27 protein-coding genes and 1 tRNA gene are annotated in these 26,056 nt (G+C 61.1%); 15 read left to right on the top strand and 13 right to left on the bottom strand.

Annotation, left to right across the window (positions count from 1 at the left end; all coding sequences use genetic code 11):
• Positions 1-11: 11 nt before the first annotated feature.
• Positions 12-386, bottom strand: coding sequence for a 50S ribosomal protein L21 (gene rplU / locus SIB56_RS08505; RefSeq protein WP_413323540.1), 375 nt, complete (start codon positions 384-386; stop codon positions 12-14).
• 127 nt (positions 387-513) lie between these two features.
• Between rplU and SIB56_RS08500 the strand changes: the two genes are divergently transcribed.
• From SIB56_RS08500 to kaiC, 3 genes are all read left to right on the top strand, one after another.
• Positions 514-1,404: a circadian clock protein KaiA gene (locus SIB56_RS08500; RefSeq protein ID WP_413323539.1), complete on the top strand. Its 891-nt coding sequence runs from the start codon at positions 514-516 to the stop codon at positions 1,402-1,404.
• Positions 1,401-1,760, top strand: coding sequence for a circadian clock protein KaiB (gene kaiB, locus SIB56_RS08495; protein ID WP_413323538.1), 360 nt, complete (start codon positions 1,401-1,403; stop codon positions 1,758-1,760). The genes SIB56_RS08500 and kaiB overlap by 4 nt, the downstream gene beginning before the upstream one ends.
• 66 nt (positions 1,761-1,826) lie before the next feature.
• Positions 1,827-3,365, top strand: coding sequence for a circadian clock protein KaiC (gene kaiC, locus SIB56_RS08490; RefSeq protein WP_413323537.1), 1,539 nt, complete (start codon positions 1,827-1,829; stop codon positions 3,363-3,365).
• On the opposite strand, the gene SIB56_RS08485 is transcribed toward kaiC, so the two are convergent.
• Both SIB56_RS08485 and purD read right to left on the bottom strand, forming a co-directional pair.
• Positions 3,366-5,459 (bottom strand): ATP-binding protein, encoded by a 2,094-nt coding sequence (locus SIB56_RS08485; protein WP_413323536.1) that lies wholly within the window; start codon positions 5,457-5,459, stop codon positions 3,366-3,368.
• A 25-nt stretch (positions 5,460-5,484) separates the two neighbouring features.
• Positions 5,485-6,801 carry a phosphoribosylamine--glycine ligase gene (gene purD, locus SIB56_RS08480; protein ID WP_413323535.1) on the bottom strand — a complete coding sequence of 439 codons (1,317 nt, stop codon included), beginning with the start codon at positions 6,799-6,801 and terminating at the stop codon, positions 5,485-5,487.
• 101 nt (positions 6,802-6,902) lie between these two features.
• Between purD and SIB56_RS08475 the strand changes: the two genes are divergently transcribed.
• From SIB56_RS08475 to msrA, 8 genes are read left to right on the top strand one after another with little or no spacing between them, the layout of a single operon-like run.
• A complete protein-coding gene (locus SIB56_RS08475) occupies positions 6,903-7,931 on the top strand; it encodes a hypothetical protein (RefSeq protein ID WP_413323534.1) in 1,029 nt (342 codons plus the stop codon).
• Complete coding sequence (gene purC / locus SIB56_RS08470) at positions 7,928-8,680, top strand: phosphoribosylaminoimidazolesuccinocarboxamide synthase (protein WP_413323533.1); 753 nt, start codon at positions 7,928-7,930, stop codon at positions 8,678-8,680. Before SIB56_RS08475 ends, purC begins: the two co-directional genes overlap by 4 nt.
• A gap of 46 nt (positions 8,681-8,726) precedes the next feature.
• Positions 8,727-11,033 carry a BamA/TamA family outer membrane protein gene (locus SIB56_RS08465; RefSeq protein ID WP_413323532.1) on the top strand — a complete coding sequence of 769 codons (2,307 nt, stop codon included), beginning with the start codon at positions 8,727-8,729 and terminating at the stop codon, positions 11,031-11,033.
• Positions 11,033-11,890 carry a UDP-3-O-acyl-N-acetylglucosamine deacetylase gene (gene lpxC / locus SIB56_RS08460; protein WP_413323531.1) on the top strand — a complete coding sequence of 286 codons (858 nt, stop codon included), beginning with the start codon at positions 11,033-11,035 and terminating at the stop codon, positions 11,888-11,890. The genes SIB56_RS08465 and lpxC overlap by 1 nt, the downstream gene beginning before the upstream one ends.
• Positions 11,891-11,896: 6 nt before the next feature.
• Entirely contained in the window at positions 11,897-12,382 is a 486-nt protein-coding gene (fabZ, locus tag SIB56_RS08455) for a 3-hydroxyacyl-ACP dehydratase FabZ (RefSeq protein WP_413323530.1), read from the top strand.
• Positions 12,383-12,387: 5 nt separating this feature from the next.
• The gene (gene lpxA, locus SIB56_RS08450; RefSeq protein WP_413323529.1) at positions 12,388-13,239 is read left to right on the top strand and encodes an acyl-ACP--UDP-N-acetylglucosamine O-acyltransferase; all 852 of its coding nucleotides are present in this window, start codon (positions 12,388-12,390) and stop codon (positions 13,237-13,239) included.
• Positions 13,239-14,417: a lipid-A-disaccharide synthase gene (gene lpxB, locus SIB56_RS08445; RefSeq protein WP_413323528.1), complete on the top strand. Its 1,179-nt coding sequence runs from the start codon at positions 13,239-13,241 to the stop codon at positions 14,415-14,417. The genes lpxA and lpxB overlap by 1 nt, the downstream gene beginning before the upstream one ends.
• A 7-nt stretch (positions 14,418-14,424) precedes the next feature.
• Entirely contained in the window at positions 14,425-15,048 is a 624-nt protein-coding gene (gene msrA / locus SIB56_RS08440) for a peptide-methionine (S)-S-oxide reductase MsrA (protein ID WP_413327241.1), read from the top strand.
• A gap of 387 nt (positions 15,049-15,435) precedes the next feature.
• Here msrA and SIB56_RS08435 read toward each other — a convergent pair whose 3' ends face one another.
• Genes SIB56_RS08435 through SIB56_RS08415 form a run of 5 tightly spaced genes read right to left on the bottom strand, consistent with a single transcriptional unit; the run spans position 15,436 to position 19,178 of the window.
• A complete protein-coding gene (locus SIB56_RS08435; RefSeq protein WP_413323527.1) occupies positions 15,436-15,690 on the bottom strand; it encodes a hypothetical protein in 255 nt (84 codons plus the stop codon).
• A 25-nt stretch (positions 15,691-15,715) separates the two neighbouring features.
• The gene (locus SIB56_RS08430; protein WP_413323526.1) at positions 15,716-17,206 is read right to left on the bottom strand and encodes a leucyl aminopeptidase; all 1,491 of its coding nucleotides are present in this window, start codon (positions 17,204-17,206) and stop codon (positions 15,716-15,718) included.
• Between the two features lie 37 nt (positions 17,207-17,243).
• Positions 17,244-17,831 carry a GIY-YIG nuclease family protein gene (locus SIB56_RS08425; protein WP_413323525.1) on the bottom strand — a complete coding sequence of 196 codons (588 nt, stop codon included), beginning with the start codon at positions 17,829-17,831 and terminating at the stop codon, positions 17,244-17,246.
• A gap of 5 nt (positions 17,832-17,836) precedes the next feature.
• The gene (locus tag SIB56_RS08420; RefSeq protein WP_413323524.1) at positions 17,837-18,418 is read right to left on the bottom strand and encodes a hypothetical protein; all 582 of its coding nucleotides are present in this window, start codon (positions 18,416-18,418) and stop codon (positions 17,837-17,839) included.
• Between the two features lie 34 nt (positions 18,419-18,452).
• A complete protein-coding gene (locus SIB56_RS08415) occupies positions 18,453-19,178 on the bottom strand; it encodes a response regulator transcription factor (RefSeq protein WP_413323523.1) in 726 nt (241 codons plus the stop codon).
• Between the two features lie 124 nt (positions 19,179-19,302).
• Here SIB56_RS08415 and SIB56_RS08410 point away from each other — a divergent pair, with 124 nt between their 5' ends.
• Genes SIB56_RS08410 through pyrF form a run of 3 tightly spaced genes read left to right on the top strand, consistent with a single transcriptional unit; the run spans position 19,303 to position 21,652 of the window.
• Positions 19,303-19,629 (top strand): DUF1825 family protein, encoded by a 327-nt coding sequence (locus SIB56_RS08410; RefSeq protein ID WP_413323522.1) that lies wholly within the window; start codon positions 19,303-19,305, stop codon positions 19,627-19,629.
• 41 nt (positions 19,630-19,670) lie between these two features.
• Positions 19,671-20,915, top strand: a complete 1,245-nt coding sequence (tyrS, locus tag SIB56_RS08405; protein WP_413323521.1) for a tyrosine--tRNA ligase — start codon at positions 19,671-19,673, stop codon at positions 20,913-20,915.
• Positions 20,915-21,652, top strand: a complete 738-nt coding sequence (pyrF, locus tag SIB56_RS08400) for an orotidine-5'-phosphate decarboxylase (protein ID WP_413323520.1) — start codon at positions 20,915-20,917, stop codon at positions 21,650-21,652. The genes tyrS and pyrF overlap by 1 nt, the downstream gene beginning before the upstream one ends.
• Positions 21,653-21,676: 24 nt before the next feature.
• On the opposite strand, the gene plsY is transcribed toward pyrF, so the two are convergent.
• The 5 genes from plsY to SIB56_RS08375 form a co-directional block, all read right to left on the bottom strand.
• Entirely contained in the window at positions 21,677-22,276 is a 600-nt protein-coding gene (plsY, locus tag SIB56_RS08395) for a glycerol-3-phosphate 1-O-acyltransferase PlsY (RefSeq protein WP_413323519.1), read from the bottom strand.
• The gene (locus SIB56_RS08390) at positions 22,276-23,259 is read right to left on the bottom strand and encodes a DUF3086 domain-containing protein (RefSeq protein WP_413323518.1); all 984 of its coding nucleotides are present in this window, start codon (positions 23,257-23,259) and stop codon (positions 22,276-22,278) included. The genes plsY and SIB56_RS08390 overlap by 1 nt, the downstream gene beginning before the upstream one ends.
• 66 nt (positions 23,260-23,325) lie before the next feature.
• Positions 23,326-23,733, bottom strand: a complete 408-nt coding sequence (locus tag SIB56_RS08385; protein WP_413323517.1) for a DUF3119 family protein — start codon at positions 23,731-23,733, stop codon at positions 23,326-23,328.
• Between the two features lie 16 nt (positions 23,734-23,749).
• Positions 23,750-24,499, bottom strand: a complete 750-nt coding sequence (locus tag SIB56_RS08380) for an MlaE family ABC transporter permease (RefSeq protein ID WP_413327239.1) — start codon at positions 24,497-24,499, stop codon at positions 23,750-23,752.
• A gap of 23 nt (positions 24,500-24,522) precedes the next feature.
• On the bottom strand, positions 24,523-25,881 hold the full coding sequence (locus tag SIB56_RS08375; RefSeq protein WP_413323516.1) for an MFS transporter: 1,359 nt from the start codon (positions 25,879-25,881) through the stop codon (positions 24,523-24,525).
• Between the two features lie 87 nt (positions 25,882-25,968).
• Between SIB56_RS08375 and SIB56_RS08370 the strand changes: the two genes are divergently transcribed.
• A tRNA-Gly gene (locus SIB56_RS08370) sits at positions 25,969-26,039 on the top strand.
• Positions 26,040-26,056 lie beyond the last annotated feature (17 nt).

Here is a 26,056-nt window from a genome sequence, read left to right as displayed (position 1 = left end):
TGATCCGGGGATCAGCTGATGGCTTTGCCATCGACGGAGATCGACTGAACCATGACTCTGGTCAGCTCCTGACGATGTCCATTCTTGCGGCGGGTCTTCTTCTTGGGACGCATTTTGTAAACGATCACCTTGGGACCGCGACGGTGAGCCATCACCTTGAGCTCAACGCTGGCGTCCTTGACGAAGGGCTTGCCCAGCGTGGTGCCCTTGGCATCCTTCACCAGGAGAACGTTGTCGAGGGTGACAGTCGCATCCACCTCGGCATTGAGTCGGTCGAGATCGTAATAACGATTGGGTTGCAGCCAGAACTGCTGACCCGATGCCTCGACAATCGCGTAGGCGCCAGTATCGGCTGCTGCAGAGGTTTTGGAACTGGTGTCGGCCATGAACTGAATGACGCGGTCAGGCTCGGTCGAACCGATTTGGCCTGAACCGCAATCGAAAGACAAACAAAGATCTTCGTTGTTCTTAGTCCCTTTCGTCAAGATTCAGCTCAGGACCCTGTCGCGGTGGATGGCTCGTCCGGCACTCACGATCGCTTTGCTGCTCAAGACGAGGAATCTTGTGGATATCTGCCGTCAATGGCTGCCGGTGAATCGTTACTCGCCTGTTGATCTCGGTGCAGTCGAGTCCGGTCAGGGGCTTGTTGAGCTGCTCTCCCAGCAGCGTGAAGGCGTGGATGCTGTTGTCATCGAACAGGCGCTGCTCGATGACATGACACGGAAGGCCCTCAGCGCCGAGGGTCTGCTGTTCCCAGCCGTTGTGGTTGGTGAGCTGATGGGCCGGGTTGATTACCACCCCGAAGAGGTTCATCTGCCTGGCGATCAGCTGGAACAGCTGGGTTACAACGTGGATGCCGCCATATCCCGCTTCCTGCGCCAGGGGCAGAAGGATGCCAGGCCTGAGGACGGCGCCGAACAGAACGCCATGCCCGGCGTGGAAGGCAGTGCCTGGAAGCTGTCCAGTCGCCTGCAGGAGCGCCTCGGCTACCTGGGCGTTTTCTACAAGCGGGACCCATCAAGGTTTCTCTCCAATTTGCCCCCCGATGAACAGCGTGATCTCGTTCAGTCACTTCAGCGCACCTACCGGGATCTGCTGATCAGCTATTTCAGGGATCCAGCGGCAGCCAACCAGGCGCTGGAAAGTTTTGTCAATACCGCCTTCTTCGGTGATCTGCCAATCACCCGGGCTGTGGAGATCCACATGAATCTCATTGACGACTTCTGGAAGCAGCTCAGACTTGAAGGGCATAAAAACGATTTTCTTCAGGACTATCGCCTCGCTCTGCTCGATGTCATGGCTCACCTCTGCGAGATGTATCGACGTTCGATTCCTCCAGAGGTCTCTCTGACACCTGCGGCCGGGGAACGTCGCGTTCTCACCGATCCGGAGGTGGCCCCATGAGCCCACGCAAGACCTACATCCTCAAGCTCTACGTGGCTGGCAACACGCCGAACTCCATGAGGGCACTCAAGACACTGCGCAACATCCTCGAGACGGAGTTCAAGGGCGTCTACGCCCTGAAGGTGATTGATGTGCTTAAGAATCCACAGCTCGCGGAGGAGGACAAAATCCTTGCCACCCCGACTCTCTCCAAGATCCTGCCGCCTCCCGTGCGTCGGATCATCGGTGACCTGTCCGACCGTGAGCGGGTGCTGATCGGTCTCGACCTTCTCTACGACGAACTGGCTGACAACAACCTCACCTCTTCGCTGAGGGATGCCCTGGAGGAGGCGGAGACAGCCGAACCAGATTCTTAAGCCTGCCCGTGCAACCGCAGGTGAAGACTCGATTTTTCCTTACCTTGCATCCATAAGAGCGTCGTTATGCAGATCTCCAGCTCCAGTGGTTCTCCACAGATGCAGGTTCAGAAGCTTCCGACAGGGATCGAGGGTTTCGATGATGTTTGTCAGGGTGGCCTCCCGATCGGTCGCAGCACGCTGATCAGCGGCACATCCGGCACCGGCAAAACGGTCTTCTCTCTGCACTTCCTGCATAACGGCGTTGCCAATTTCGACGAACCGGGGATCTTCGTCACCTTTGAGGAGTCACCGCTCGACATCCTGCGCAACGCCGCCAGTTTCGGCTGGAATCTGCAGGAAATGGTCGAGCAGGACAAACTGTTCATTCTCGACGCCTCACCTGATCCCGACGGTCAGGATGTGGCCGGAAGCTTCGACCTCTCCGGTCTGATTGAGCGGATCAACTACGCCATCCGCAAGTACAAGGCGAAGCGAGTCGCCATCGATTCAATCACCGCCGTGTTTCAGCAATACGACGCCGTGTTCGTCGTGCGTCGAGAGATTTTCCGTCTGATCGCCCGTCTCAAGGAAATCGGTGTCACCACCGTGATGACCACCGAGCGGATCGACGAATATGGACCGATCGCTCGTTACGGAGTCGAGGAGTTCGTCTCCGACAACGTGGTGATTCTGCGCAATGTGCTGGAGGGTGAACGCCGTCGGCGCACTGTGGAGATCCTCAAGCTCCGTGGCACCACGCATATGAAGGGGGAGTTCCCCTTCACGATGGGCGCCCACGGGATCAGCATCTTCCCTCTGGGTGCGATGCGCCTCACGCAGCGATCCTCCAATGTGCGGATCAGTTCCGGAGTGCCGCGTCTTGATGAGATGTGCGGTGGAGGTTTCTTCAAGGATTCGATCATTCTGGCGACCGGCGCCACGGGTACCGGCAAAACACTGCTGGAGTCGAAATTCATTGAGGATGCCTGCCGCAACAAGGAGCGCGCCATCCTGTTCGCCTATGAGGAGTCGCGTGCCCAGCTTCTCCGCAACGCTACAAGCTGGGGCATTGATTTTGAACAGATGGAGCAGGACGGTCTGCTCAAGATCATCTGTGCCTATCCGGAATCGACAGGCCTGGAGGACCACCTGCAGATCATCAAGACCGAAATCAGTCAGTTCAAGCCGTCACGGATGGCAATCGACTCTCTCTCCGCGCTGGCCCGCGGCGTCAGTCACAACGCCTTCCGCCAATTCGTGATCGGGGTGACCGGTTATGCCAAGCAGGAGGAAATCGCCGGCTTCTTCACGAACACCTCGGAGGAGTTCATGGGAAGCCACTCGATCACGGACTCCCACATCTCCACGATCACCGACACGATTCTGCTGCTGCAGTACGTGGAGATCCGCGGGGAAATGGCTCGTGCCGTGAACGTTTTCAAGATGCGCGGCTCATGGCATGACAAGGGCATCCGTGAATTCGTGATCACCGGCAACGGTCCGCAGATCAAGGACTCTTTCTCCAACTTCGAGCGGATCATTTCCGGGGTGCCACACCGTGTCACCACCGATGAGCGCAGTGAGCTTTCGCGCATCGCCCGTGGCGTGGCACCCGACAGCTGATCAGCTTTCTGTGGTCGGGGTCAGGGCCACTCGCTCATCTTCGCTCTGACGCTCGGCCCTCCACCTCAGCTCCTCGGGATCCTCCTGCGCCAGGGGCAGTTCGAACCAGAAGGTGGTTCCCACCTCCGGCTCACTTGCCATGCAGATCTTGCTGCCATGCTTCTCGAGGATGCCTCGCACGATCGACAAACCGAGGCCAGTTCCGACTTCAGTGTGAACGGCATTTTCCACCCTGTAGAAGCGTTCGAAAATCTTTTGCTGGCTCTCTTCGCTGATGCCGTAACCGGTGTCGCAGACCTCAACCCGGATCTTGGGGAGTGGTGAACTCAGCGTGCATGTGGGGCCATCGGTGCTGTTGCCGACCGTTGCCGAGGGAGTCATTTGACAACTGTCGGGCCAGGTGTAAGCCCTGATCATCAGTCGGCCACCGCTGCGGCTGAACTTCAGTGCGTTGCCGACCAGGTTGTCGAGCACCTGAAGAATCAGATCCCAGTTCCCCAGAACATCAGGGAGATCACGATCGGCTTCAAGACTCAGGTCAACCTGCTTGTCGCTCGCATTCAGCTGGTAGCTGCGCAGGGTCTGCTCCAGGCCAGGTCGAAGATCAACCGCAGAAAACTGCACAACACGGTTGGATTCCAGCCTGGACAGATCAAGAACGTCGTTCACCAGGCGGGTGAGCCGATCCGTTTCCGAATTGGCTACTCCCAGGAATTCGCGTCGATCTTCTTCGCTGAGCTGGTCTCCCATGTCGTGGAGGGTCTCCACGTAGCTCTTGATGTTGAACAGTGGCGTGCGCAGTTCGTGGGAGACATTGCTGATGAAACGGCTCTGTGCCGCATTCAGCTCCACTTCCCGTGTGAGGTCCTGGATGGTGACGGCAATGCCCTTGAGCGTGTCGCCACTTGGTTCGCGAACGGCCTGAAACACGAAGCGCAGTGTTCTGGGCGGATCGCCGACGCTGCTGCGCAGCTCGTTGGTGTCGGTCTCTTTGGAGAACACCGCATCGAATGGCTCATGCAGTTCAACGGCCAGCAGTTCCGGCACCTCGTTGAGAAAATCCTGACCTTCAAGATTGCGACCTTCCCAGCGGAACAGACGTCGCGCCGTTGGGTTGACGAGCACGATTCGACCTTCACCGTCGAGCAGAACCGCTCCGTCGGCCATGGTGGCGATCAGGGAAGCCTGCTTCACCTGGGCCGCCTGAAGTTCCTCAATGTTGGCCGCGTCATAGTCCTGCAGCTGCGAGGCCATGGCGTTGAAGCCATCCAGCAGCTCTCCCAGTTCGCCCCCCATCGGCAGACCGATGCGGGCGCGGAAGTCACCGTCGCCGATGGATCGGACGCCTCTCAGCAGCTCCTTGACCGGCCGCGTGATGGTCAGAGCGTTGAAGACAGCTCCGAGAATCACCAGAACCCAGATGGAGATGAACACCGCCACCGTCACTTCGCGGGTGAGAGCAGCACTGGCCAGAGCTGATTCATTGGGATTCACACCCAGGGCCAGCACGCCCAGGTAGTTGTTGTTCTCCACCAGAGGCACGAACACATCCGTGACCTGACCCTGGGGTGTGATGTGCTGACGAACCAGGGGGTTCTGGGTGCGGCTGCGCAGTTCGTCGGGCAGTTCGAGGCGGCGGCTCAGACGCAGGTCCTCGTTGCTGGCGTCGTCACTGCCGCTGACAGGTATCCCCAGGTAGACAATGCCGTCCGGATCAGCGAAAAAGATGTAGCGGAGACTTCTGCTCGAACGCCAGAAAGTCTCCGTGACGTTGGCGAGCTCGCGGTCCCGTCCTTCCGCCACAAGCTCGCTGACATTCCCGGCAAGCAGCAGGCCCAGATCCCTGGCGTAACGAGTGTCGTTCAGTGCGGTGTCACGCTGGATGCCGTTGAGCGCGAAGAAGGTGATGCCAGTCATCATCAGGCTCACCACAAGAGTGGCCACGGCCAGCAGTTTGGTCTGAAGGCTGAACTCAGCCCACCAGGATCGCGCCTGCGGCCACAAGCCCTTGGCGGTCATGACGTCAGCGCCGGCGACCGGAGCCGCCCATTCCGCAGGGGCTTCGTTCTGAGCCGTTGCTGGATCGCTGGCCATTCCGCCGGAGCACATCCACCTGAGACTAGGCCCGGCGCACCTGATGGCCGATGTCGCGGCGGTACTGCATGCCGTCAAAGCGCACCAGCTTCAGCCCTGCATAGGCGCTGTCAAAGGCCCGATCGAAGTCCGCTGCCTGGGCGACCTGGGTCAGCACCCGTCCGCCGGTGGTCACCACACGACCATCCTGCTCGCGTCGCGTTCCGGCATGGAACAGCTGCCGCTGATCATCGGGATCCGATTGCAGATCGATCACATCCCCTTTGCGTGGTGTCTCCGGATAGCCCTCGGCGGCAGCGACGACACAGGCGCTGCAGGTCTGGGCAACCGAGAGTTCGGGCGCCAGATCCAGGCAGCCGAGTGCACAGGCCTGAAGAACCCTGGCGAGTTCCGGACCCATCAGGGGCATCAGGGTCTGGCACTCAGGATCACCGAAGCGACAGTTGAATTCGATCACCTGGGGCCCTTCGGCGGTGAGCATCAGGCCTGCATAGATCACCCCCCGGTACTGGATTCCCTTGTTCTGCAGGGCTCGCAGCGTGGGTTCGAGCACAAGCTCGCGCACCTGCTCGAGCCCGGCCCGATCCAGCAGCGGAGCTGGGGCGTAGGCGCCCATCCCACCGGTATTCGGCCCCAGGTCACCCTCCAGCAACCGTTTGTGGTCCTGAGCCGGTGGCAGCAGCACCATCCGTTCGCCGTCGCACAGTGCAAACACGGACACCTCCGGACCCTGAAGGCGTTCCTCAAGCACAAGCCGCTCGCCCGCGGCGCCGAAACGGCCCGCGAAGGCTTCACGGATTGCGCTGGCGGTCTGTTCGGTGTTGTCGGCGACGGTCACTCCCTTGCCTGCAGCCAGGCCGTCGGCCTTCACCACCAGCGGGCGTTGGAGCTTTTCGAGCAGTTCCAGTCCCTCGCTGGCACTCGCCACTGCCCAGTGGCCTGCGGTTGGAATGCCCGCTTCCCGCATCAGATCCTTGGCCCAGGCTTTGCTGGCTTCGAGCTGTGCCCCGTTGGCGCTTGGACCGAACACCGCCAGCCCTGCATCACGCAGGCGGTCAGCGACTCCGGCCGCAAGAGGCGCTTCCGGTCCGATCACCACCAGATCGATCGCCTGCTGCTGACACGCCTTGATCAGCCCCTCAGCGTCCTGTTCCGCGATCGCCAGTGACCTGCATCCGTCGAGCTCTTCGGTGCCCCCGTTACCAGGTGTCACCCAAACAGCCTCAACGTCGTTGCAGCGGCGCAAGGCCCAGGCCAGGGCCTGTTCACGTCCACCACCACCCACCACGAGCAGATGACGAAGTGGCGGCAGGGTCTGAGGACGGGAGCTGGAATGGGCCATGGAGGCAAGCGTTTCGGGCGAAGACCCTTAGGTTTGTGCGTCGCTCCGCTGTTGCTGATGGTGGTGCGACCGTTCCATTTTTGTTGAACGCCTTCCGGCCCATGGGATTGCTCCCTCTTCCCTTGTCATTGCTGCTGGCGGTGGTGCCAGGCACTGCAACGACGCTGCCTGCCCCGATCGAATCCTCAGGTCGGCCGGAGTTGCAGGATTCGCTCGCTTCCCCCGCGCCGATGACTCAGGAGGCGTTTGATGCCGTTCTGCTTGAGGGAGGAATTCCCGAGCTGAAGCTGGCCTGTGACGATTCCGCCCGTTTTGGCGTTGATGAACGTCTCCAGCTTCTGCGCGACAGGCTGATGGCGGTGGCGCCGTCACCGCAGACCTTTGATGTGGTGATGGCCAATGCCAGGGCTCTGATCTCCTGCAAGGCACCCGACAGCGCGCAGGTGGTGCTAGGTCGTTACGGGCCCGGTCCAGGTCCCCGCCGCCGGGAATGGTTGCTGCTGTCCTGGCAGGCAGCCAGCGCAGCACTGGATCAGGAGCGCATCGTGCTGGCCCTGATGCGTCTGGCTGATGGTGATCTAGCCAGGCTTGACAGCGAGCAGCTCATTGTGGGCATCGATGATCAGGGGATCGCTTCCACCCGTTCGGCTCTCGATCTTCTGGCTGCAGCGCAGATCGCTTCCGGCCAGAGCGAGCAGGCCGTGATCAGCCTGCTGGCGGGCCGCACCCCCGGGGCGGTTGCAGCACGTCGTCTGGGGCTTGCGGCTGAACTGCTGGATGCGATCGAGCCCGAGCGCGGCGCTTCCCTGATCGAAGCAGCCCTTGATCAGGCGGCTGCAGTTCAGGCCTGGAATCATGCCGAGGATCTGCTGCGGCTTCAGCTGCGTCTGGAGCTGGCCAGCGGCGGCAGCGGCGAGCGGCCACGCGAACGTCTGAAGCGCCTTGCCACCCGAGTGGATGACCGCTTCACCCTGATGGAACTCGAGCAGGATCTTCAAGGCATGTCTGTTGAGCAACAACAGCTGTTGGAGCAGGAACTGCGCTCTCCCCGGGATCCTGGCGGCCACGCCGCGCTGGGAGAATCACCAGTACCTGAAGCCGGCGGTCCCGGTATCGACGTCCAGCCATGACCATTCCCCACGGCGACCTTCTCTACGAGGGCAAGGCCAAGCGCATCTACGCCGGTGCAGAGGACAAGCAGGTGCTGGTGGAGTTCAAGAACGACGCCACGGCATTCAACGCCCAGAAAAAGGCACAGTTGGATGACAAGGGACGTCTCAATTGCCGGATCTCAGCCTGTCTATTCGAGGTGCTTGAGAGGGAGGGCATTCCCACCCACTACTGCGGGATCGCGGCCGAAACCTGGATGGTCGTTCAGCGTGTTGAGGTGATCCCGGTTGAGGTGGTGCTGCGCAACATCGCCACCGGCTCTCTGTGTCGTGAAACGCCGATCGCCCAGGGCACCCCTCTGGAACCGGCACTGCTGGATCTTTATTTCAAAGATGACAGCCTGGGTGATCCCCTCCTGACCGATGCACGTCTGGCATTGCTTGGTGTGGTTTCCAGCGAGATGCGTGAACGGATTGAGCTGCTGGCCAGAAACGTGAATGCGGTGCTGATTCCCTTTTTCAGAGAGATCGGACTGCAGCTGGTGGATTTCAAGCTTGAGTTGGGCATCAATGCTGCCGGCGAGCTTCTGGTGGCCGACGAGATCAGCCCTGACACCTGCCGGCTCTGGGACCTGTCATGCCTGGATGCCGAGGAGCGCATTCTCGACAAGGACCGGTTCCGCAAGGACCTAGGCGGAGTGATCGAGGCCTACGGGGAGGTCTGCAAACGGGTACAAGGGGCCTGCCCGACACCCCGTAACTGCAGTTAAGTTCACCGACGTTTGCGGCCGGCCCGGCCAACTTCCGTCCCCCCCAATGGTCGCTTTCTCCTCCAGCCGAACCAAGAACGCCGTTCGGCGAGGTGCCGTGGGTTTTGCCCTGGCCCTGCCATTGATCAGCGGCCTTCCGGCGCAGGCCCAGGTCGAGGAGGTCCAGGTGGAGGCGGAGGTTGTTGAAGAGGAAGCAGTGGTCGAGGACGGTCCTGGGACGGATGGTGTTGGGACGGATGATGTTGAAGCGGAACTGATTGACGAGGAGATTGAGGTCGAGCAGATCGAGGTCAGCCCTGCTCCTGCTGCCACCCCCGTTGCTGAACCGATTGAGGAGGTGCCGGATCAGCCCAGGGTTTTGATCACGGAGGTGATCATCGAGGGGATTGACGGTCATCCAGAGCAGGAGCGCCTCGAGCTTGCGGCCTATGACGCGATGCAGGTCCGTCCCGGCAGCAGGGTGACAAGAGACGAGTTAAAGATCGATCTTGATGCGATCTACGCCACAGGATGGTTTTCGGATGTGCGGATCGAGCCGATCAACGGACCGCTTGGCGTACAGCTGGCGGTTCAGGTGGTGCCCAACCCCGTGCTGACCCAGATCCTTCTGGAACCTGAGGACAACAAGATCGAGCCCAAGGTGATCGAGGACACGTTCAGTTCCGATTACGGCCGCACGCTCAACCTCAACGAGCTGCAGCTGCGCATGAAGGAGCTGCAAAAGTGGTACGCCGATCAGGGCTATTCCCTGGCTCGCGTCAGTGGCCCCACCAGGGTGAGTCCTGATGGTGTTGTGCAGCTGAAGGTTCTTATCGGCACAGTGGCCGGTGTCGAGGTGAAATTCATCAACAAGGAGGGTGAGGACACCAATGAAAAGGGCGAACCCATCAATGGAAAGACCAAGCCCTGGGTGGTGAGCAGGGAGATCTCCATCAAGCCGGGAGAACCGTTTAACCGCAACCTGCTCGAAAACGATATTCGGCGTCTTTATGGGACCTCACTGTTCAGTGACGTCAAGGTCACATTGCAGCCGGTTCCAGGTGAACCGGGAGCAATCACCATCGTGCTTGGCATCGTCGAGCAGTCCACCGGATCACTCTCCGGCGGTCTTGGGTACAGCCAGAGCCAGGGTGTATTTGGCCAGCTGCAGCTTTCAGACAGCAACCTGTTCGGACGAGCCTGGAACCTTGCGCTGAACTTGACCTATGGCCAGTTTGGTGGTCTTGCGAATCTCACCTTCTCCGACCCCTGGATCAAGGGGGACCAGCACCGAACCTCATTCCGGACTTCGATTTTCCTGAGTCGTGAGGTTCCACAGGTTTTTCAGAGCCAGAACGACGGCGACATCGTCAGCCTGAAGGATTACGAGGACAACAACTCCCAATTCGCCTACTCAATCAGCTCCAATAACAACCCTGCAGACAGCCGCTTCAGCAACGTCAGCAAGGCCAGCAATGAGTTCCCAGACTTCAGCTGGTTTGACTTCGAAGGCGACTCAATTGCACTTGAACGCGTCGGCGGCAACATGATTTTTGCGCGTCCTCTCAACGGTGGCGACCCCTTTAAGAAGGTGCCCTGGCAGGTGCTGGCTGGGTTGAACCTACAGGCGGTTCGACCGATCAACTACGCCGGAGGTACCCGTCCATATGGAGTTCCCAATAGAAAGATTAAGGATGACCGCATTGATAACGATGAGATCATTTGCACGGCTTTCAACTGCGCTGACCAGAACACCCTTGCCAGCGTTAGGTTCGCAACCACCTACAGCACGCTGAACGACACACGTAATCCCTCGGAGGGCAATTTTTTCAGCTTCGGAACTGAGCAGTACGTTTCTGTTGGAGAGAACTCGCCGACCTTTAACCGAGTCCGGACCAGCTACACCCATTTCATCCCTGTCAGGTGGCTGAAGCTGGCCAAGGGCTGCCGCCCCAAGGAGGGTGAACCGGAAAACTGCCCGCAGGCCCTGGCATTCCAATTCAAGGCCGGCACCATCATCGGCGACCTGCCTCCCTATGAAGCGTTCTGTCTTGGCGGATCCAACTCTGTTCGCGGCTGGTTTGACTGCGATCTCGCCGTTGGCCGCAGCTTTGGAGAAGCGACCATTGAATATCGTTTTCCAATCCTCAGCATCTTTGCTGGCGAAGTGTTCATTGACGCAGGTACTGATTTCGGATCCCAGGCCAATGTCCCCGGCAAACCTGGCGAGCTGCTCGACAAGCCCGGTTCCGGTGTTTCTCCAGGTGTTGGTGTGATTGTCACAACGCCAGTGGGGCCTCTGCGCCTGGAGGTGGCAAGTCAGAACTTCACCGGTGAATACCGCTTCAATCTGGGTGTCGGCTGGAAGTTCTGATGGTCTCCTGGCCTCATGATTACGACGGAGCCTGGACCCTTGAAGGTATGGCCCGTCGCAGCGGCATTGGGTTGCACAGCGGTCAGCAGGTCTCGGTCACACTCAGGCCCTCTCAGCGAGCTGGTGTGTGGGTGAGCTGGCCCTCCTCAGAGGGCGGCGAACCTCTGAAGCTGCAACCGTCCCAGGTGCGTGACAGTCCGCTTTGCACCACGCTTGAGCTGGGTGAGCATCGACTAGCAACCGTGGAACATCTGCTGGCTGCGGTTGCAGGCTGCGGTCTCACCCACGTGCATCTCGAGGTCGAAGGCAGCGAGGTTCCGCTTCTGGACGGCTCAGCCCAGGGTTGGGTTGAGGCCATCGCCGAGGCAGGGATGGCTCCGGCGGCAACGCCGGCTTCAGCCCGGCCGCAACTGCAGCAGCCGATCGCCCTCCATCGCGGCAGCAGCGTGATCACCGCCACTCCTGCAGAGCAGTTCATGCTGGTGGGGGTGATCGATTTCCCCCAGCCGGCGATAGGTCGTCAGCAGTGTGCCCTCGCACTGACGCCTGAACGCTTCGTTGCGGAGATCGCCCCGGCCCGGACCTTTGGCTTCCGTGAGCAGGTGGATCAGCTTCGAGCCGCAGGACTGATTCTGGGTGGTGCTCTCGACAATGCTCTGGTTTGTGATGGAGACCACTGGTTGAATCCACCTCTGCGCTATCCCGATGAACCGGTGCGCCATAAGCTTCTGGACTTGATCGGTGATCTGGCGCTTGTTGGTTTTCCTCGTGCGCAGGTGCTGGTCTATCGCGGCTCCCATGGTCTGCATACAGACCTGGCCGCTGTTCTGGCCGATCGATCCGATGCTCAGCTCTGAACCGATTTGACTTCCTCCTCCGCCACCGCCACAACCCCCAACGCCACACCCGCAGCCCAGCCCCTGCTCACTGCTGAGCAGATCATGGGCCTGCTTCCCCACCGCTATCCATTTGCACTCGTGGACCGTGTTCTTGAGCACGTGCCTGGTGAGAAAGCCGTGGCGATCAAGAACATCACTCTCAATGAGCCTCAGTTTCAGGGGCATTTCCCTGGGCGGCCGCTGATGCCGGGAGTGCTGATTGTCGAGGCCATGGCACAGGTGGGTGGTCTGATTGTCACCCAGATGCCCGATCTGCCCAAGGGACTGTTCGTGTTTGCAGGCATCGATGGCGTGCGCTTTCGGCGGCCGGTGATTCCCGGCGATCAGCTGCTGATCACCTGTGAGCTTCTGAGTCTCAAGCGCAAGCGCTTCGGCAAGGTGAAGGCCGAGGCCACCGTGGATGGCCAGCTGGTCTGTTCCGGCGAGCTCATGTTCTCGCTGGTGGACTGACCATGATGAGTGAACAGCGATCCCCCTCCGTGACTGCTGAGGACCGTCCTCCCCAGATTCACCCACTTGCGGCGGTTGATTCCAGGGCCGAACTCGCTGCCGGTGTGGTGATCGGACCAGGTGCCGTTGTGGGTCCCGATGTCCGCCTCGGAGCTCACACCTGGGTAGGGCCCCACGCGGTGCTCGATGGTCGACTGATCATCGGAGAACACAACAAGATCTTTCCCGGGGCCTGCCTCGGCCAAGAGCCACAGGACCTCAAATACAAGGGTGCACCCACAGAAGTGGTGATCGGTGATCACAACACCATCCGTGAATGCGTGACGATCAATCGGGCCACCGACGAGGGTGAGCAGACCCGCATCGGCGATCACAACCTGCTCATGGCCTACTGCCACCTGGGCCATAACTGTCTGTTAGGCAACGACATCGTGATGTCCAACGGCATCCAGGTGGCAGGCCATGTTCTGATCGAGGATAAAGCCGTGATTGGTGGATGCCTGGGGATCCACCAATTCGTTCACATCGGGGGAATGGCCATGGTCGGCGGCATGACCAGGGTCGATCGTGATGTTCCCCCCTACTGCCTTGTTGAGGGTCATCCCGGACGTGTGCGGGGCCTGAACCGTGTGGGTCTGCGCAGACGGGGGCTTGATCGCAAGGACCAGGGCCAGGAAATCAAGCAGCTGCAGGACGTCTGGTCGCTGCTCTATCGCTCCGATCACGTGATTGCGGAAGGGCTGCGGCTGGCCCGTCAGCAACCCCTGATGCCTCTTGCTGATCATCTGTGCACCTTCCTGGAGGGGTCGATCAGTCAGGGACGGCGTGGTCCCATGCCGGCTGTCGGTGCTCGCTGATGGTGCGCGTGTTGATCAGCACCGGTGAGGTGTCTGGTGATCTTCAGGGAAGTCTTCTGGTGCAGGCCCTGCATCGGCAGGCTCGCCAGAGAGACCTTGACCTGGAAGTGCTGGCACTGGGGGGACCACGCATGCATGCAGCCGGTGCTGAGCTGCTCGCCGATACGGCTCCACTGGGGTCGATCGGGCTTCTGGAGCACCTGCCTCAGGTCGTGCCGACCTTGAAGCTGCAGTCACGTGTGAATCGGGAACTCACTGTCCGGCCACCGGATGCGGTGGTGCTGATCGATTACATGGGCGCCAATGTGCGTCTCGGCAAACGCCTGCGCCGCAAGATGCCTCAGGTGCCTATCACGTATTACATCGCCCCTCAGGAATGGGCCTGGCGCATGAACGACCGAGGCACCAGCAGCCTGCTGGAGTTCACCGATCGCATTCTTGCCATATTCCCCGAGGAAGCCTCGTTTTATGCCTCCCATGGTGCGCAGGTCACCTGGGTCGGCCACCCCCTGCTTGATTTGGCCGTCCGTCATCCCGACCGTGCTGAGGCCTGTCGCCGTCTCGGTCTCGACCCTGAGGGCCGCCTGCTGCTGCTGATGCCCGCATCACGACCACAGGAGCTGCGTTACCTGATGCCCGTGCTGGCTGAGGTCGCGGCGCGTCTTCAAGAGCGCGATCCAAAGTTGATGGTGATGGTGCCTGCCGGCCTCGCTCGTTTCGAACGTGAACTTCAGGAGGCGCTGGAAGCGGCCGGTGTGCGCGGAAGAGTCATTCCAGCCTCCGACGCCGATTCTCTCAAGCCCTCACTGTTCAGTGCGGCGGATCTGGCTCTGGGGAAGTCGGGAACCGTGAACATCGAGCTGGCTCTGCAGGGTGTTCCCCAGGTTGTGGGATACCGGGTGAGCCGTTTGACAGCCTGGGTGGCCCGCAATCTGCTGCGTTTCCATGTGGATCACATCTCGCCGGTGAATCTGCTGCTCAACGAGCGTCTGGTGCCCGAGTTTCTGCAGGAGGATTTCAATGCCGACCGGCTCGAGGAGCAGGCCATCCCCTTTCTGGAAAGCTCTGAGGCGCGCAGGATGATGCTGAGTGGCTATGAGCGGTTGCGTCAAACACTGGGGGAACCGGGGGTGACCGATCGTGCCGCCTCCGCCATTCTCGATCAGCTTTCTTCCTGAGCCGCCTGTGGTCCGCGTTCTGTTTTCCTTGGTTGTAGGAGCTCTGCTCCTGATCTCACCCACCTCAGCCTTGGCGGCTGAGCAGAGAGCCGTGCTGGCGGGCGGCTGTTTCTGGTGCATGGAGAGTGATCTTGAGAAACTCCCCGGTGTGATCTCCGTTGAGAGCGGCTACAGCGGCGGCAGCGTCTCCGAGCCCACCTACAACCAGGTGAGTTCTGAAACCACCGGGCATCAAGAGGTGGTTGAGGTGCGTTTCGATGCCGACAGAATCAGCTATCCAAGGCTTCTGCAGTCGTACTGGCGCAATGTGGACCCTCTCGACGGTGACGGTCAGTTCTGCGATCGAGGCGACTCCTACCGGCCGGTGATCTTCACCAGTGGTGAGCAGCAGAGCAGCGAAGCCCTCACCAGCCGGTCAGCGGCAGCCAGCGAGCTCGGCGTGCCCGAATCGGATCTCAAAGTGGAGATCAAAGCTCTTGAAAGGTTCTGGCCAGCCGAGGATTACCACCAGAATTTCGCGGAGTTGAATTCCGTCAAGTACAAGTACTACCGCTGGGCCTGCGGAAGGGATAAGCGTCTCGATGCCGTCTGGGGTGACAAAGCGCGCAGTGGTGATTCCTGGATGAAGTAGGCGTTTGACCTGCATCGTGTGGCCCCGACGCCTTGATGACGCGAATGTGAGGAAATTCTGTAGCGGTTGCAGCTGTCAGATTCACTCACTTCGCAGTGAAGGTGCGGGTTTTACGCCATCGACGACACAGAATGGATTGCGTAGCATTCTCCAAAGTGTTGTGAAAGGTCTGTATGTATCTGCTGACCATCAAAGACGGTCTCGTGACCCGTCATGTTGGTCCGTACCCTTCCCCGAAGCAGGCCTCGGATGATCTTGATCGGGTCATGGCCAGTTGTTCGGAGCGGGCGCGATGGCAGATCCATGCGCTCGAGGAACCCCACGCGCTCACGATGGTTGCTGCATCCTGATTGAGATCAGGCCTCGCAGATCCACCATGTGCGGCTGTCAATCCTGCTGTTCTGAGCCGGTTTTTTTGCGCCCTGGATAACCGCGCAACAATCCAGACTCGATCATCAGCCCAACGCCGGCATTGATGGCGATCAGGCTGAGAGTCCCATACCACCACCAGGGACCACCATCGCTGCCCGCCAGCTGAAGTGTTCTGCGGCTGACGGCTTCTCCGAACAGACAGAGGCCTGCCGGTAAAAGTAGAACGCCCAACTGGGCGCGTACATACCAGCGAAGCGGGCTGGAGGCCATGCAGCGATTTGCGTTCTGGCTGAATTTAGGCCTCGGTGGTTGAGGCCTGCTTCACCACCCAGTTCACCAGCGTGCGTACCCCGTAGCCGGTGGCACCGGAGGGATTCAGGCCACGGCCCTTGTCACTCCAGACCGTTCCCGCGATGTCGATGTGGGCCCAGGGGATCCCGGCATCCACGAACTCCTTGAGAAACAGAGCGGCAGTGATCGATCCTCCGGGGCGTGGTCCGGTGTTCTTCATATCGGCCAGCAGCGACTTGAGCCCCTTGCGGTAGGAGCTGTGCATGGGCATGCGCCAGATGCCCTCACCGGCATCGCTTGCAGCGGTTTCCAGATCATTCGAGAGCGCATCATCCGGGGTCCATAGCCCGGCAATCTCATCACCCAGAGCGACCACGCAGGCACCCGTGAGCGTTGCCAGATCGACGATGGCGTCGGGCTTGAGCTTGGAGGCGTACACCAGTGCATCGGCGAGGGTGAGACGCCCTTCCGCATCGGTGTTGTTGATCTCGATCGTGGTGCCGTTGGATGCCGTGACGATGTCGCCGGGGTGAACAGCAGAGCCGTTGATCATGTTTTCGCAGGCAGCCACCACCATGTGCACCTCCACCCCTGCGGGGCGAAGCTCAGCAATGCTGCGCATCGCTCCGAACACAGATGCGCTGCCGCCCATGTCGAACTTCATCATGTCGATCTGGGCGGCACCCACCTTGAGGTTGTAACCGCCGGAATCAAAGGTGAGTCCCTTGCCAACCAGAACCAGACGCTTCCTGGCGACGCCGCTGGGGCGATAGGTGAGGTGGATGAACTTGGGAGCCATGTCCGAGCCCTGGCACACCGAGAGGTAGGAGCCCATGCCCCGCTCCTCGCAGTCGGAACGTTCGAGCACGGTGAGCTCGAGACCATGCTCATGGGCGAGGGCTGCCGCTGTGCGGGCCAGTTCCTCAGGAGTGACGCTGTTGGGCGGTGCCGCCACCAGTTCCCTGGCAAGCTCCACACCGGCGCAGACCGGGTGGACTGTTTCCAGCATCTGATTCAGCTCTTCAGGCCACTGACCCAGCAACTCCACCTGTTCAGGCCGTTGGCTGGACTCCGGCTTGCTGCGGAAGCGCTGGTCGCTGTACAGCGCCAGTCGAACGGCCTCAGCAGCAGCTGTGGCATCACCTCCGGAGTCTTGCGATCCCCATGGCAGCTGCAGGCCGAGCGAGCCGCCCTGACCCTGTGCGGCGCGGGCGGCGGCGGCGGCGGCCATGCGCAGACCGTCCCGTTCCACGGCCCCGGCCTCTCCCAGGCCCAGCAGAACCAGGGTCGTGCAGTCGCTGCGAAGCAGTTGCACGCTGGCCAGATCGCCGCTCTTGCCTGTAAACGGCTTCTGCTTCAGCCACTCCTTCAGCTCGATGTTGAAGCGCTGTTCCATCGCCTCCACCAGGCCCTGGGGGTCGTCCTGGAGGATGCCGAGCGCCAGAACGGAACCACTCCAGGCCTCAGGGGTGGCCGGAGAGAGGGAGATTTTCATGGAGAGCCGTTGCCTGAACCGATGCTAGGAGCTGTGCTCAGGCGGCTTGAAATGGCGTGGCCCAGCGATCGCGCGATTCCTTGTTGAACGGTGGCTGCCAGCGACGGATCAGGATCTGTTCCAGCTGCCTCCGAGCCCGTGTGGCTTTGGGCACATCGCCCCAGAAACGAATGCTGGTGCTGCAGGTCAGACCGCAGTATCCGCAGGCCTCGTGATAGGCGGCGAGGTAGGCCTTGCAATCGTGTTCGCCTTTCCAGCGCCGATCGGCCGCCAGCGTTTCGCCGATGTAGAGCAGGATCGGATGCTCGAGGCCCCTGGGTCGATCCATCACCCAGTAGAGCGCCGCACCCTGGTGGGGGCTCTGCGGCCAGCGCCAGAAACTCAAGGGCAGCGGCTTGAGCGTCAGAGGTTGAATGTCGGCCGCTGGTCCTTGGCTGCCGCCGAACAGATCGCCCTGCTCCTCCATGGGAGGAGATGCTTCAAACAAGTGTTTCTGGAAGCTGTGGATGCGCTGTTGCCAGCTCTGCAGCTGCCTGAGATTCAGCAACAACGCGGCTGGTTCGTTGTCAGGACCAGCCGATTCGCCTTGATCGAAAAGATTGGCCTGACGTGGGTTTGCGGGCATGGACGTCACCCCCGTGGAGGCAGGCTGGGGCCTGCGGGTCTGGCTCCGAAGCGGACACGTCCGATCAGCGCCTCCACCGCTGCTGGGGGCAGGCAAAGCCGTTCCTGAAGATCAGCGAGGTTCTGAAACGGTTCCCGCCGCCGTTCGGCAATCAGTCGCTGGATCCGGTCTTCCGGCCACAGCAGAGCGCTGGCCAGCATTCCGGGTCTGTCGGCATTGAGATCCAGCGGTGCCTGTTCCGGTAACCGTGGCGCATCACCATGCCAACGAAAAATCAGATGGGGCCTCCACTGTTCGCAGAGGGTCTCAGGCAGGTCGAGCAGCTGGGCAAGATCCTCGATCTGGCTGAACTGCACCCCGCCCTGTTGCAGGCGCAGCAACTGATCCACCATCAGCTCGCTGCAGCCCGGCAACTGGCGCCACTGTTCGGCCGTGGCCCGGTTCACATCGATGCACCAGCTCGGCGAGACCGGTGTCTCTGCCTCGGGCCGGTGGCTTTTGCCCTCTCGCGCTGAATCCTCAGGCAGGTCACCCATGGCCTGAAGCACCTTGCGGGCCAGTGGATCGAGCCAGTGCCGGCGGGCCATCGCCGCGTTTCTCCCTTGCAGCCTGGAAGGGACCCTAGGTCCAGCGGGGCGGCCTGGTGGGAACCTGCACCAGCCCCTCACGAAATGCTGTGACAACGGCCATGGTCCGGTCCCGGGCCGGCAACTTGCGCAGCAGGCTGCCGACGTGGCTTTTCACCGTGTCGATCGACACCACAAGAGCGTCGGCGATCTCCTGATTGGTCATGCCCCGGCAGAGCCCGCGCAGCACGTCTTCCTCGCGCATGGTGAGGTCCTGCAGGGGCACTTGATCACCGCTGCGCCGCAGTCTGCTGTGGTGCAGAACACCACTGATCAGCGGATCGAGGTACTGCCCGTCGGTGTCGATGGCGGTGAGTGCGGCGGCCACTGTGCCCGTTCCGGTGGCCTGGGCTGAGCAGATGCCGTGGCAGCCCGCATCGATGGCATCCAGGATTGTGCGCGGGATGGGCCGCTGAAGCAGCATCAGCACCCTGAGATCGTGGTGCTCCTGTTTTGCCCTGCGCACCAGACTGGTGCCGCAGCCGCCATCAAGAGTGTCTGTGCAGATCAACAGGTTGGCAGCGCTGCTGCGAAGTCTCAGCAGGCAATCGGCTTCACTGGTGCAGGCCGCAACCAGAGGGCCCTGGCCCTCGAACCAAAGCGTCCAGCTGCTGAGCAACACGTGGTCGGCGGTGGCGATGGCGGTGCGACTGCGCCTGAGCAGACTGTGCCCCTGGCGCGAAAGTTGCTGCAGGGAGGGGATCCGTTCGCTGAGATCCAAGGAAGGGAAAGGCTCTGGACCGTTGCCACTGACCAGCTCATAGTGACCGGAATCAGGGGGCGTGGATCCGCACTGTTACGGGGCGCTCAAATTGTCCAGAATCACGCCAGTTGATGGGTGGGCCATGGCGTTCTTCGACTCCGACATCGTGCAGGAGGAGGCCAAGCGTCTGTTCGGTGACTACCAGCAGCTGATGCAGCTGGGAGGTGATTACGGCAAGTTTGATCGCGAAGGCAAAAAGAAGTTCATCGACACGATGGAGGAGCTGATGGAGCGCTACCGCGTGTTCATGAAGCGTTTCGAGTTGTCGGAGGACTTCCAGGCGAAGCTCACGGTGGAGCAGCTGCGCACCCAGCTGGGACAGTTCGGGATCACCCCGGAGCAGATGTTCGAGCAGATGCAGGGCACCCTCGAGCGCATGAAAAGCCAGCTGGATCAGCCACCGAGCTGAGACGGCCCGTACGATTCAGCCCGCAATCGCTTCGCCCGCCCATGGCCTCCACACCGTCTCTGCCGGCTTGGCTGTCGCGTGGCATGGCCGATCTGTTTCCAGCCGGTGATGGCGATGATGCCGATCAGTCCCTGGCTGCCCGACTGAAGCAGGCTGAACGCGAGGGCAGGCCACTGCGCATCAAGCTCGGAATCGACCCCACCGGCAGCAACATCCATCTCGGCCACAGCATCCTGTTCCGCAAACTGCGGGCTTTCCAGGATGCGGGGCATACGGCGGTGTTGATCATCGGAGATTTCACCGCCCGCATCGGTGATCCCACCGGCAAGAGCACCACGCGTGTGCAGCTCAGCGCTGAGGAAGTGGAGGCCAATGCCGCCACTTACCTGGCTCAGCTGGGTCAGGGCCAGCCGAAGCGGACGGCGCTGCTGGATTTCGAGACCCCCGGTCGCCTGGAGGTACGCCGCAACAGTGAGTGGCTGGCAGGTCTGGATCTGCCCCAGGTCATCGGCCTGCTGGGGACGGCCACCGTGGGCCAGATGCTGGCTAAGGATGATTTCTCCAAGCGTTACAGCAGCGGTGCGCCGATCGCTCTGCATGAGTTCCTCTATCCATTGCTGCAGGGATACGACTCCGTGGCTGTGAATGCCGATGTGGAGCTGGGCGGCACCGATCAGAAGTTCAATGTCGCCATGGGACGCGATCTGCAGCGCCATTTCAACAAGGGCACCCAGTTCGGGTTGCTGCTGCCGATTCTGGTGGGCCTGGATGGCGTTCAGAAGATGAGCAAGAGCCTTGGCAACACCGTGGGTCTGGAGGAAGACGCACTGTCGATGTATTCCAAGCTCGAGAAGGTCGGCGATGCCGCCATTGATGACTACGTGACCCTGCTGACCGATCTGAGTCCGCAGGATTTGCCGGACAACGCACGCGAGAAGCAGAAGGCGATGGCCTTGGCGGTGACCGCCAGCCGGCATGGCATGGAGGCAGCCCAAAAAGCCCAGAGTGATGCGGCTACCTTGGTGAGCACTGGCGGTGATGCCGGCGCGGATGTGCCTGAAGCATCTCTTTCGGCAGTGAATTTTCCGGCCAAGGCGTTCTATCTGCTCAGCGCCGTAGGCATCTGCGCCAGCAGCAGCGAGGCCCGGCGTCAGATCAGAGGCGGCGCGGCCCGTCTCGAAGGCGAGAAAATCACTGATCCGAATCAGGAGTTCACATCGGCCTCGGATCTGGAAGGCAAGGTGCTTCAGCTCGGCAAGAAGACGTTTCGCAGGCTGGTGGGCTGATGGCGATTAACCCCGCCGACAGGATCATCGTGGCCCTCGACGGCATGGACCCGGACCAGGCCCTGGACTTTGCTGTGCGGCTGGAGGGATTGCGCTGGGTGAAGGTGGGGCTTGAGCTGTTTGTGCAGGCCGGCCCTGAGGTGGTGTCGCAGCTTCGCGATCAGGGCCTGCGGGTGTTTCTCGATCTCAAGTTCCACGACATCCCGGCGACGATGTCGGGTGCCTGCCGGCGGGCAGCGGCACTTGGTGCGGAATTGATCACGGTCCATGCCTGCGCGGGCAGCGCAGCGCTTCAGGCTGCTCAGGCAGCAGCGCTCGAGGGCGCGCAAATCAGTGGCCAGCCACCGCCGACCCTCCTGGCGGTAACGGTGCTCACCAGCTGGGATGAGCAGCGGCTGCAAAAGGAACTCGCCATCAGTCAGGGCATCGCCGAGCGCGTGCCGGCATTGGCGCAGCTTTCGGCAACCGCCAGTATCGGCGGCTGTGTGTGTTCACCTCTAGAGGCCGCGGCTCTACGTTCTCAGCATCCGGAACCATTTGCATTGGTGACACCAGGGATCCGTCCCAAAGATGCTGCGGCGGGTGATCAGTCCAGGGTCATGGGGCCTGCTGAGGCGATTGCAGCCGGGGCAAGCCATCTGGTGATCGGCAGGCCGGTTACCAGGGCAGCTGATCCTGGTGCTGCCTTCTCTGCCTGCTGCAGGGAGCTCGTCAGCCGATCAGAGCGACTGTCTTAGATCGGTTCAGCCCATCCTGTGCAGTTAAGAATTCCCCCCCACCCTCGGTTCTGTGCCGTTGATCAGCCTTTGAATGTTGCTGCGGTGTCGCCAGAGCACGAGCAGCATCGCCACCAGAGCCACCACCAGATCGGCGTTGCTGTCGGAACCTGCTGCCATCAGCAGCGGCAGGCTGACTGCCGCCACCACGCTGGCCAGCGAAACGATCCGGCTAAGGCTGAAAACCGCCATGAAAACCCCGAAACAGGCCAGCCCCACTGGCCAGGCCAGCCCCAGAAACAGGCCGAGACCCGTTGCCACCGCCTTGCCGCCTTTGAAGCCCAGCCACACAGGCCAGATGTGGCCGGCCAGGGCTGCAAGACCAGCCAGCACCTGAATCCAGTCATTGAGTGGATTGCTCTGGGTGAGAGCACCGGCCAGCAGCACCGCAGCAGCGCCCTTGGCCACATCCACGAGGAACACAACCAGAGCTGGCTTTTTCCCCACATTGCGCAGCACATTGGTGGCGCCGGTGGAGCCGGATCCAATCGTGCGCAGGTCAATGCCCTTGCACCATTTGCCGGCCAGGAAGCCGCTGGGAAGGGAGCCGAGCAGGTAGCCCAGCAGCAACGTGAGCAGGGGCATCAGAGCAGGTCGTCGTCGTCGTAGGTCTCACCGGGTCCGGCGGCAAACGCCAGCCAGAGCGGGAACTGAAGCACGGGAATGTCGACGACCCTTTCCGCGGCGTCGATCAGGATCAGGGGAACTTCACCGCGCTCCTCCAGCCGGTCGGCCCGCTCCACCAGGGCATCGCCGCGTTCAAACAACACAATGCCGCTGCTCGGACCGAAATCCTCCCGCCCCAGGCCGAGCGCATCCTGCAGGCCTCGTCGCCAGTCGCCCAGGCGTTCAGGCTGTCCGGCCAGCACCAGCGTCTGAAACTGATCGCCGTAAAGCTCGCCGATGATGGCGATCAGTGCGGCACCCAGCAGCACGTTGCGTGGTCGACTGCCTCGACTCGCCTGAGCGCCTCGACCGCCCTGATTGAAAAACCAGTCTTCGAGAAGGGCGATGTCGCTTTCATCGAGGCTGCGGCGGAGTTTCCAGGGCTCGGCATAGAAGTCGGGCTGCTCCAGAAAACATCTGAGGTTGGATCGGATCAGCTCTTCATCGGGTCGGAAGGTGTCGGCCAGGGCCGGTGCACTTCCAGCGTTCGCCATGGCCTGGTCAGCGGCGGCTTCAGCAGCCTGTGCATCCAGTGGTGACGGCTTGACAACCACCGGCTGCGCCACCAGCTCCAGCGTCTCAACCGACTGGGCCAGCCCCTGCAGGGCTCCACCCAGATACTCCTGAAACCCTTTTACCCGTCTGGCGATTGCATCGGACTGGCCGGCAAAGCTGGCAGCCATGTCTTTTTCCAGTTGCTGCTTGCGCTGCTGGAGAGAGTCGATCTCCTGTTGCAGGCCATGTCGTCGCTTCTGCAGATCTGTCAGAGCCAGCTGAATCAGAGCCTCCGAAACAGCCACCTCGTCGTCACTCGCGTCGAGGGTTGCTTCTTCAGGCTTCCCAGTGTCCTGGGGCGTGTCCTGCGGTGCGTCCTGGAGTGGCAGATCGGTGTCGTCAGGCATGGTCGACTTCTCCTGCAGTCATTTCAGCGGATCGCCGTCTTTACGGCCAAAACACAACGCCCCATTTCAGGGCCTGGGTGTTTCAAGCGAGCCCACCCGTTCTTCCAGCTGCTGGCGTAGTTCAGCGGGATTGAACAGGATCGGCAGAAAGTGAATGCTCTTGATTTCTCGGAAATAGAACAGGCCTGGCAGCCAGGGGGCGAAGAGGCGCCAGCTCTGCCATTCGGCGTAGGGAAATCTGCGCAGCTCCCTCTGTCCCCGCCACACCACCAACATGTCGCCGGTGAACTCCAGACGCAGGCTGTAGGTCTGAACCAGCAGAAACACTCCGAAAAGTGCCACCACCACGGTCGGCCATGGCGTCAGTGGAAGGGGCAGCAGGCAGGCGCTGAAAAGGATGATCAGCAGCGCCAGCCGTGGACTGGGGCTGATGCTGACAGTGTCTTGGTTTTGCCCGGCGGGTGTTGTGGTCATGGATTTAAGAGGATTTTCAGCCCCCGAAGAGGATCTGGGTGAGGATGACGTCCATCAGAGCCACGGTCACCAGAATCATCACCACGGCACCGGTGGTGCTGGTGCCCACCTCCTTCGGCCCACCCTGGGTGGTCATGCCCCAGCCACAGGACAGCACTGCGATCTGCAGGCCGAAAACCAGGGCTTTCACCAGCATGAATGGGAGATCATCTGGATCGAGCCAGGTGCGCACTGAGTTCCAGAACACGGATGGAGGGATCTGATAGATCTCCGTGCTGCTGATCTGGCCGCTGAGGAGTGCCACAGCAAAGAAAAGCAGACACTGCACTGGGGCCATCACCACCATGGCGATCAGGCGGGGTACCACCAGGTACTCCACAGGATCGGTGCGCAGCATCGTGATGGCATCGATCTGTTCGGTCACCTTCATGGTTCCGAGCTGTGCTGCATAGGCGGTGGCCACCTTGCCTGTCAGCAGCGTCGCTGTCAGCAGGGGCGCGATCTCCCGTGCCAGCCCGATCGCCAGAACACCACCAACCGTGGCATTGGCGCCCATGCTGTTGAGTTCCTTGGCAACCTGAATGTTGAACACCGTGCCCGCAGCCAGGGCAGTGATGATCACGATTAGAAAGCTGCCGGGCCCAGCTTCCTGCAACTGATCCAGCAGATCAACGGTGTTGATCCGCCCTTTGGCGGTGGCTGTGACCGCCTGCCCGCCGATGATCAGGCTGCTGCCCAGCCTGTTCAGCCAGCGTGGGGATTTGATGCGGTCACGGAGACGGAGAAACATCATGCGCGTTGCAGGTGGGCACCGCGGTCGGGCCAGCGTCTGATCACCACCAGGCCAAGCATGACCAGGATGGCCGGAATCAGCCCCATACTCATTCGGATGGCTAGGAGAGCATTCTGGGGCTGTTCGACGAAACTGAGCGGCCCATCGCAGATTTCAGAGGAGATGTAGCCGGTGAGTGACAGCAGCACGCCGAACACACTCATGCTCACCCCGATGACCAGCTTCTGGCCAAACACCATCCAGGCTGTGTAGAGCCCGGCGGGATGGGTGGGATCTGCGTCAATCGCGTCAGGCAGCAGCGACCAGGGAATCAGATAAGCCGTGGAAGCACCCAGGCCCACCAGCATGATCAGACCGATCAGGGAGATCAGTTCCCCGGTGGTGCCACCGTTCTGCATGGGGGGGACAACCATCGAGAGCAGACAGGCCACGATCCAGATTCCGGCTCCCCATCGCAGCGCCACCAGCCTCCCGAGGCGGTTGGAGAGCAGGCTCCAGAGCTGAAGTCCAGCCAGGGCACTCAACTGGAAGGGCAGCAGGATCCAGGTGGAGAGATCAGGCGGGACCTGCACCACCTGGACAAGCCAGATCAGGGCGACGACCTGCATCAGCTGCAGGCCGAACCAAAGCAGCAGATACAGCCCGAGAACCATCAGAAAGCGCGGATTGGAGCGGATCCTCCGGATCTGCTCCAGTGCTGGCTCCGCCTGGTTGCTGGGTCGTTGAGCCTGTTTGGTGAAGGGTGCAAGACCCCAGCAGCAGGCCAATGTCGCCAGAGCTGCGATGGTGCCTGTGATGCGCCCCATGCGCAGGTATCCATCGCTGCCGTCGCTCAACACGATGGACGCCACGATCAGGCCGCTGAGGCCGGCCAGAATCGATCCGGTGAATCGGGCGGCGTTCAGCCGCGTGCGAATCGCCGTGCTTGAGGTCAGCTCGGTCGAGAGTGCTGCATAGGGCAGGTTGACACTGGTGTAAGCCGTCATCAGCAGGATGGCCATCACCACGTAGTAGGTGGTGCGCTGCAGGGTGTTGCCTTCCGGTACCCACCACATCGCCGCGAGAGTGATGCCCAGGGGCAGTGCCGCTCCCAGCATCCAGGGAATGCGGGGACCCCAGCGGCTGCGGGTGTGGTCACTCATCCAGCCGATCAACGGATCGTTGATGGCGTCCCAAAGCTTGATCACCGTGAGCAGTGAGCCGGCGATGAAGGCGGGTAGCCCGGCCGCACAGGTGAAGAACGGAAAAAGATAGAAGCCAAGTTGTGTGGCAGCCAGTCCCGTGCCAGCGTCTCCAAGTCCGTAGGCGACCATCAGACGTCGTCGGGATCCCCGAAGAAGGGTGCTGGTGCTCATCAGGCAGTGAGGGGCAGACGGACCGCCATAATGAATGCGCACATACCTGGGAACACGCCGCTCATGGCGTTAGTACAGGTGTTTTGTGCGGGCGTAGTTTAGTGGTAAAACCTCAGCCTTCCAAGCTGATGATGCGGGTTCGATTCCCGCCGCCCGCTTTGAATTCCAGCCGTTG

Origin of the sequence: Synechococcus sp. MIT S9503, assembly GCF_047304175.1 — a bacterium.
Lineage (GTDB): Bacteria > Cyanobacteriota > Cyanobacteriia > PCC-6307 > Cyanobiaceae > Synechococcus_C.
The sequence above is the reverse complement of the archived record's forward strand: the minus strand, read 5'-3'. Positions and strand labels throughout refer to the sequence as shown.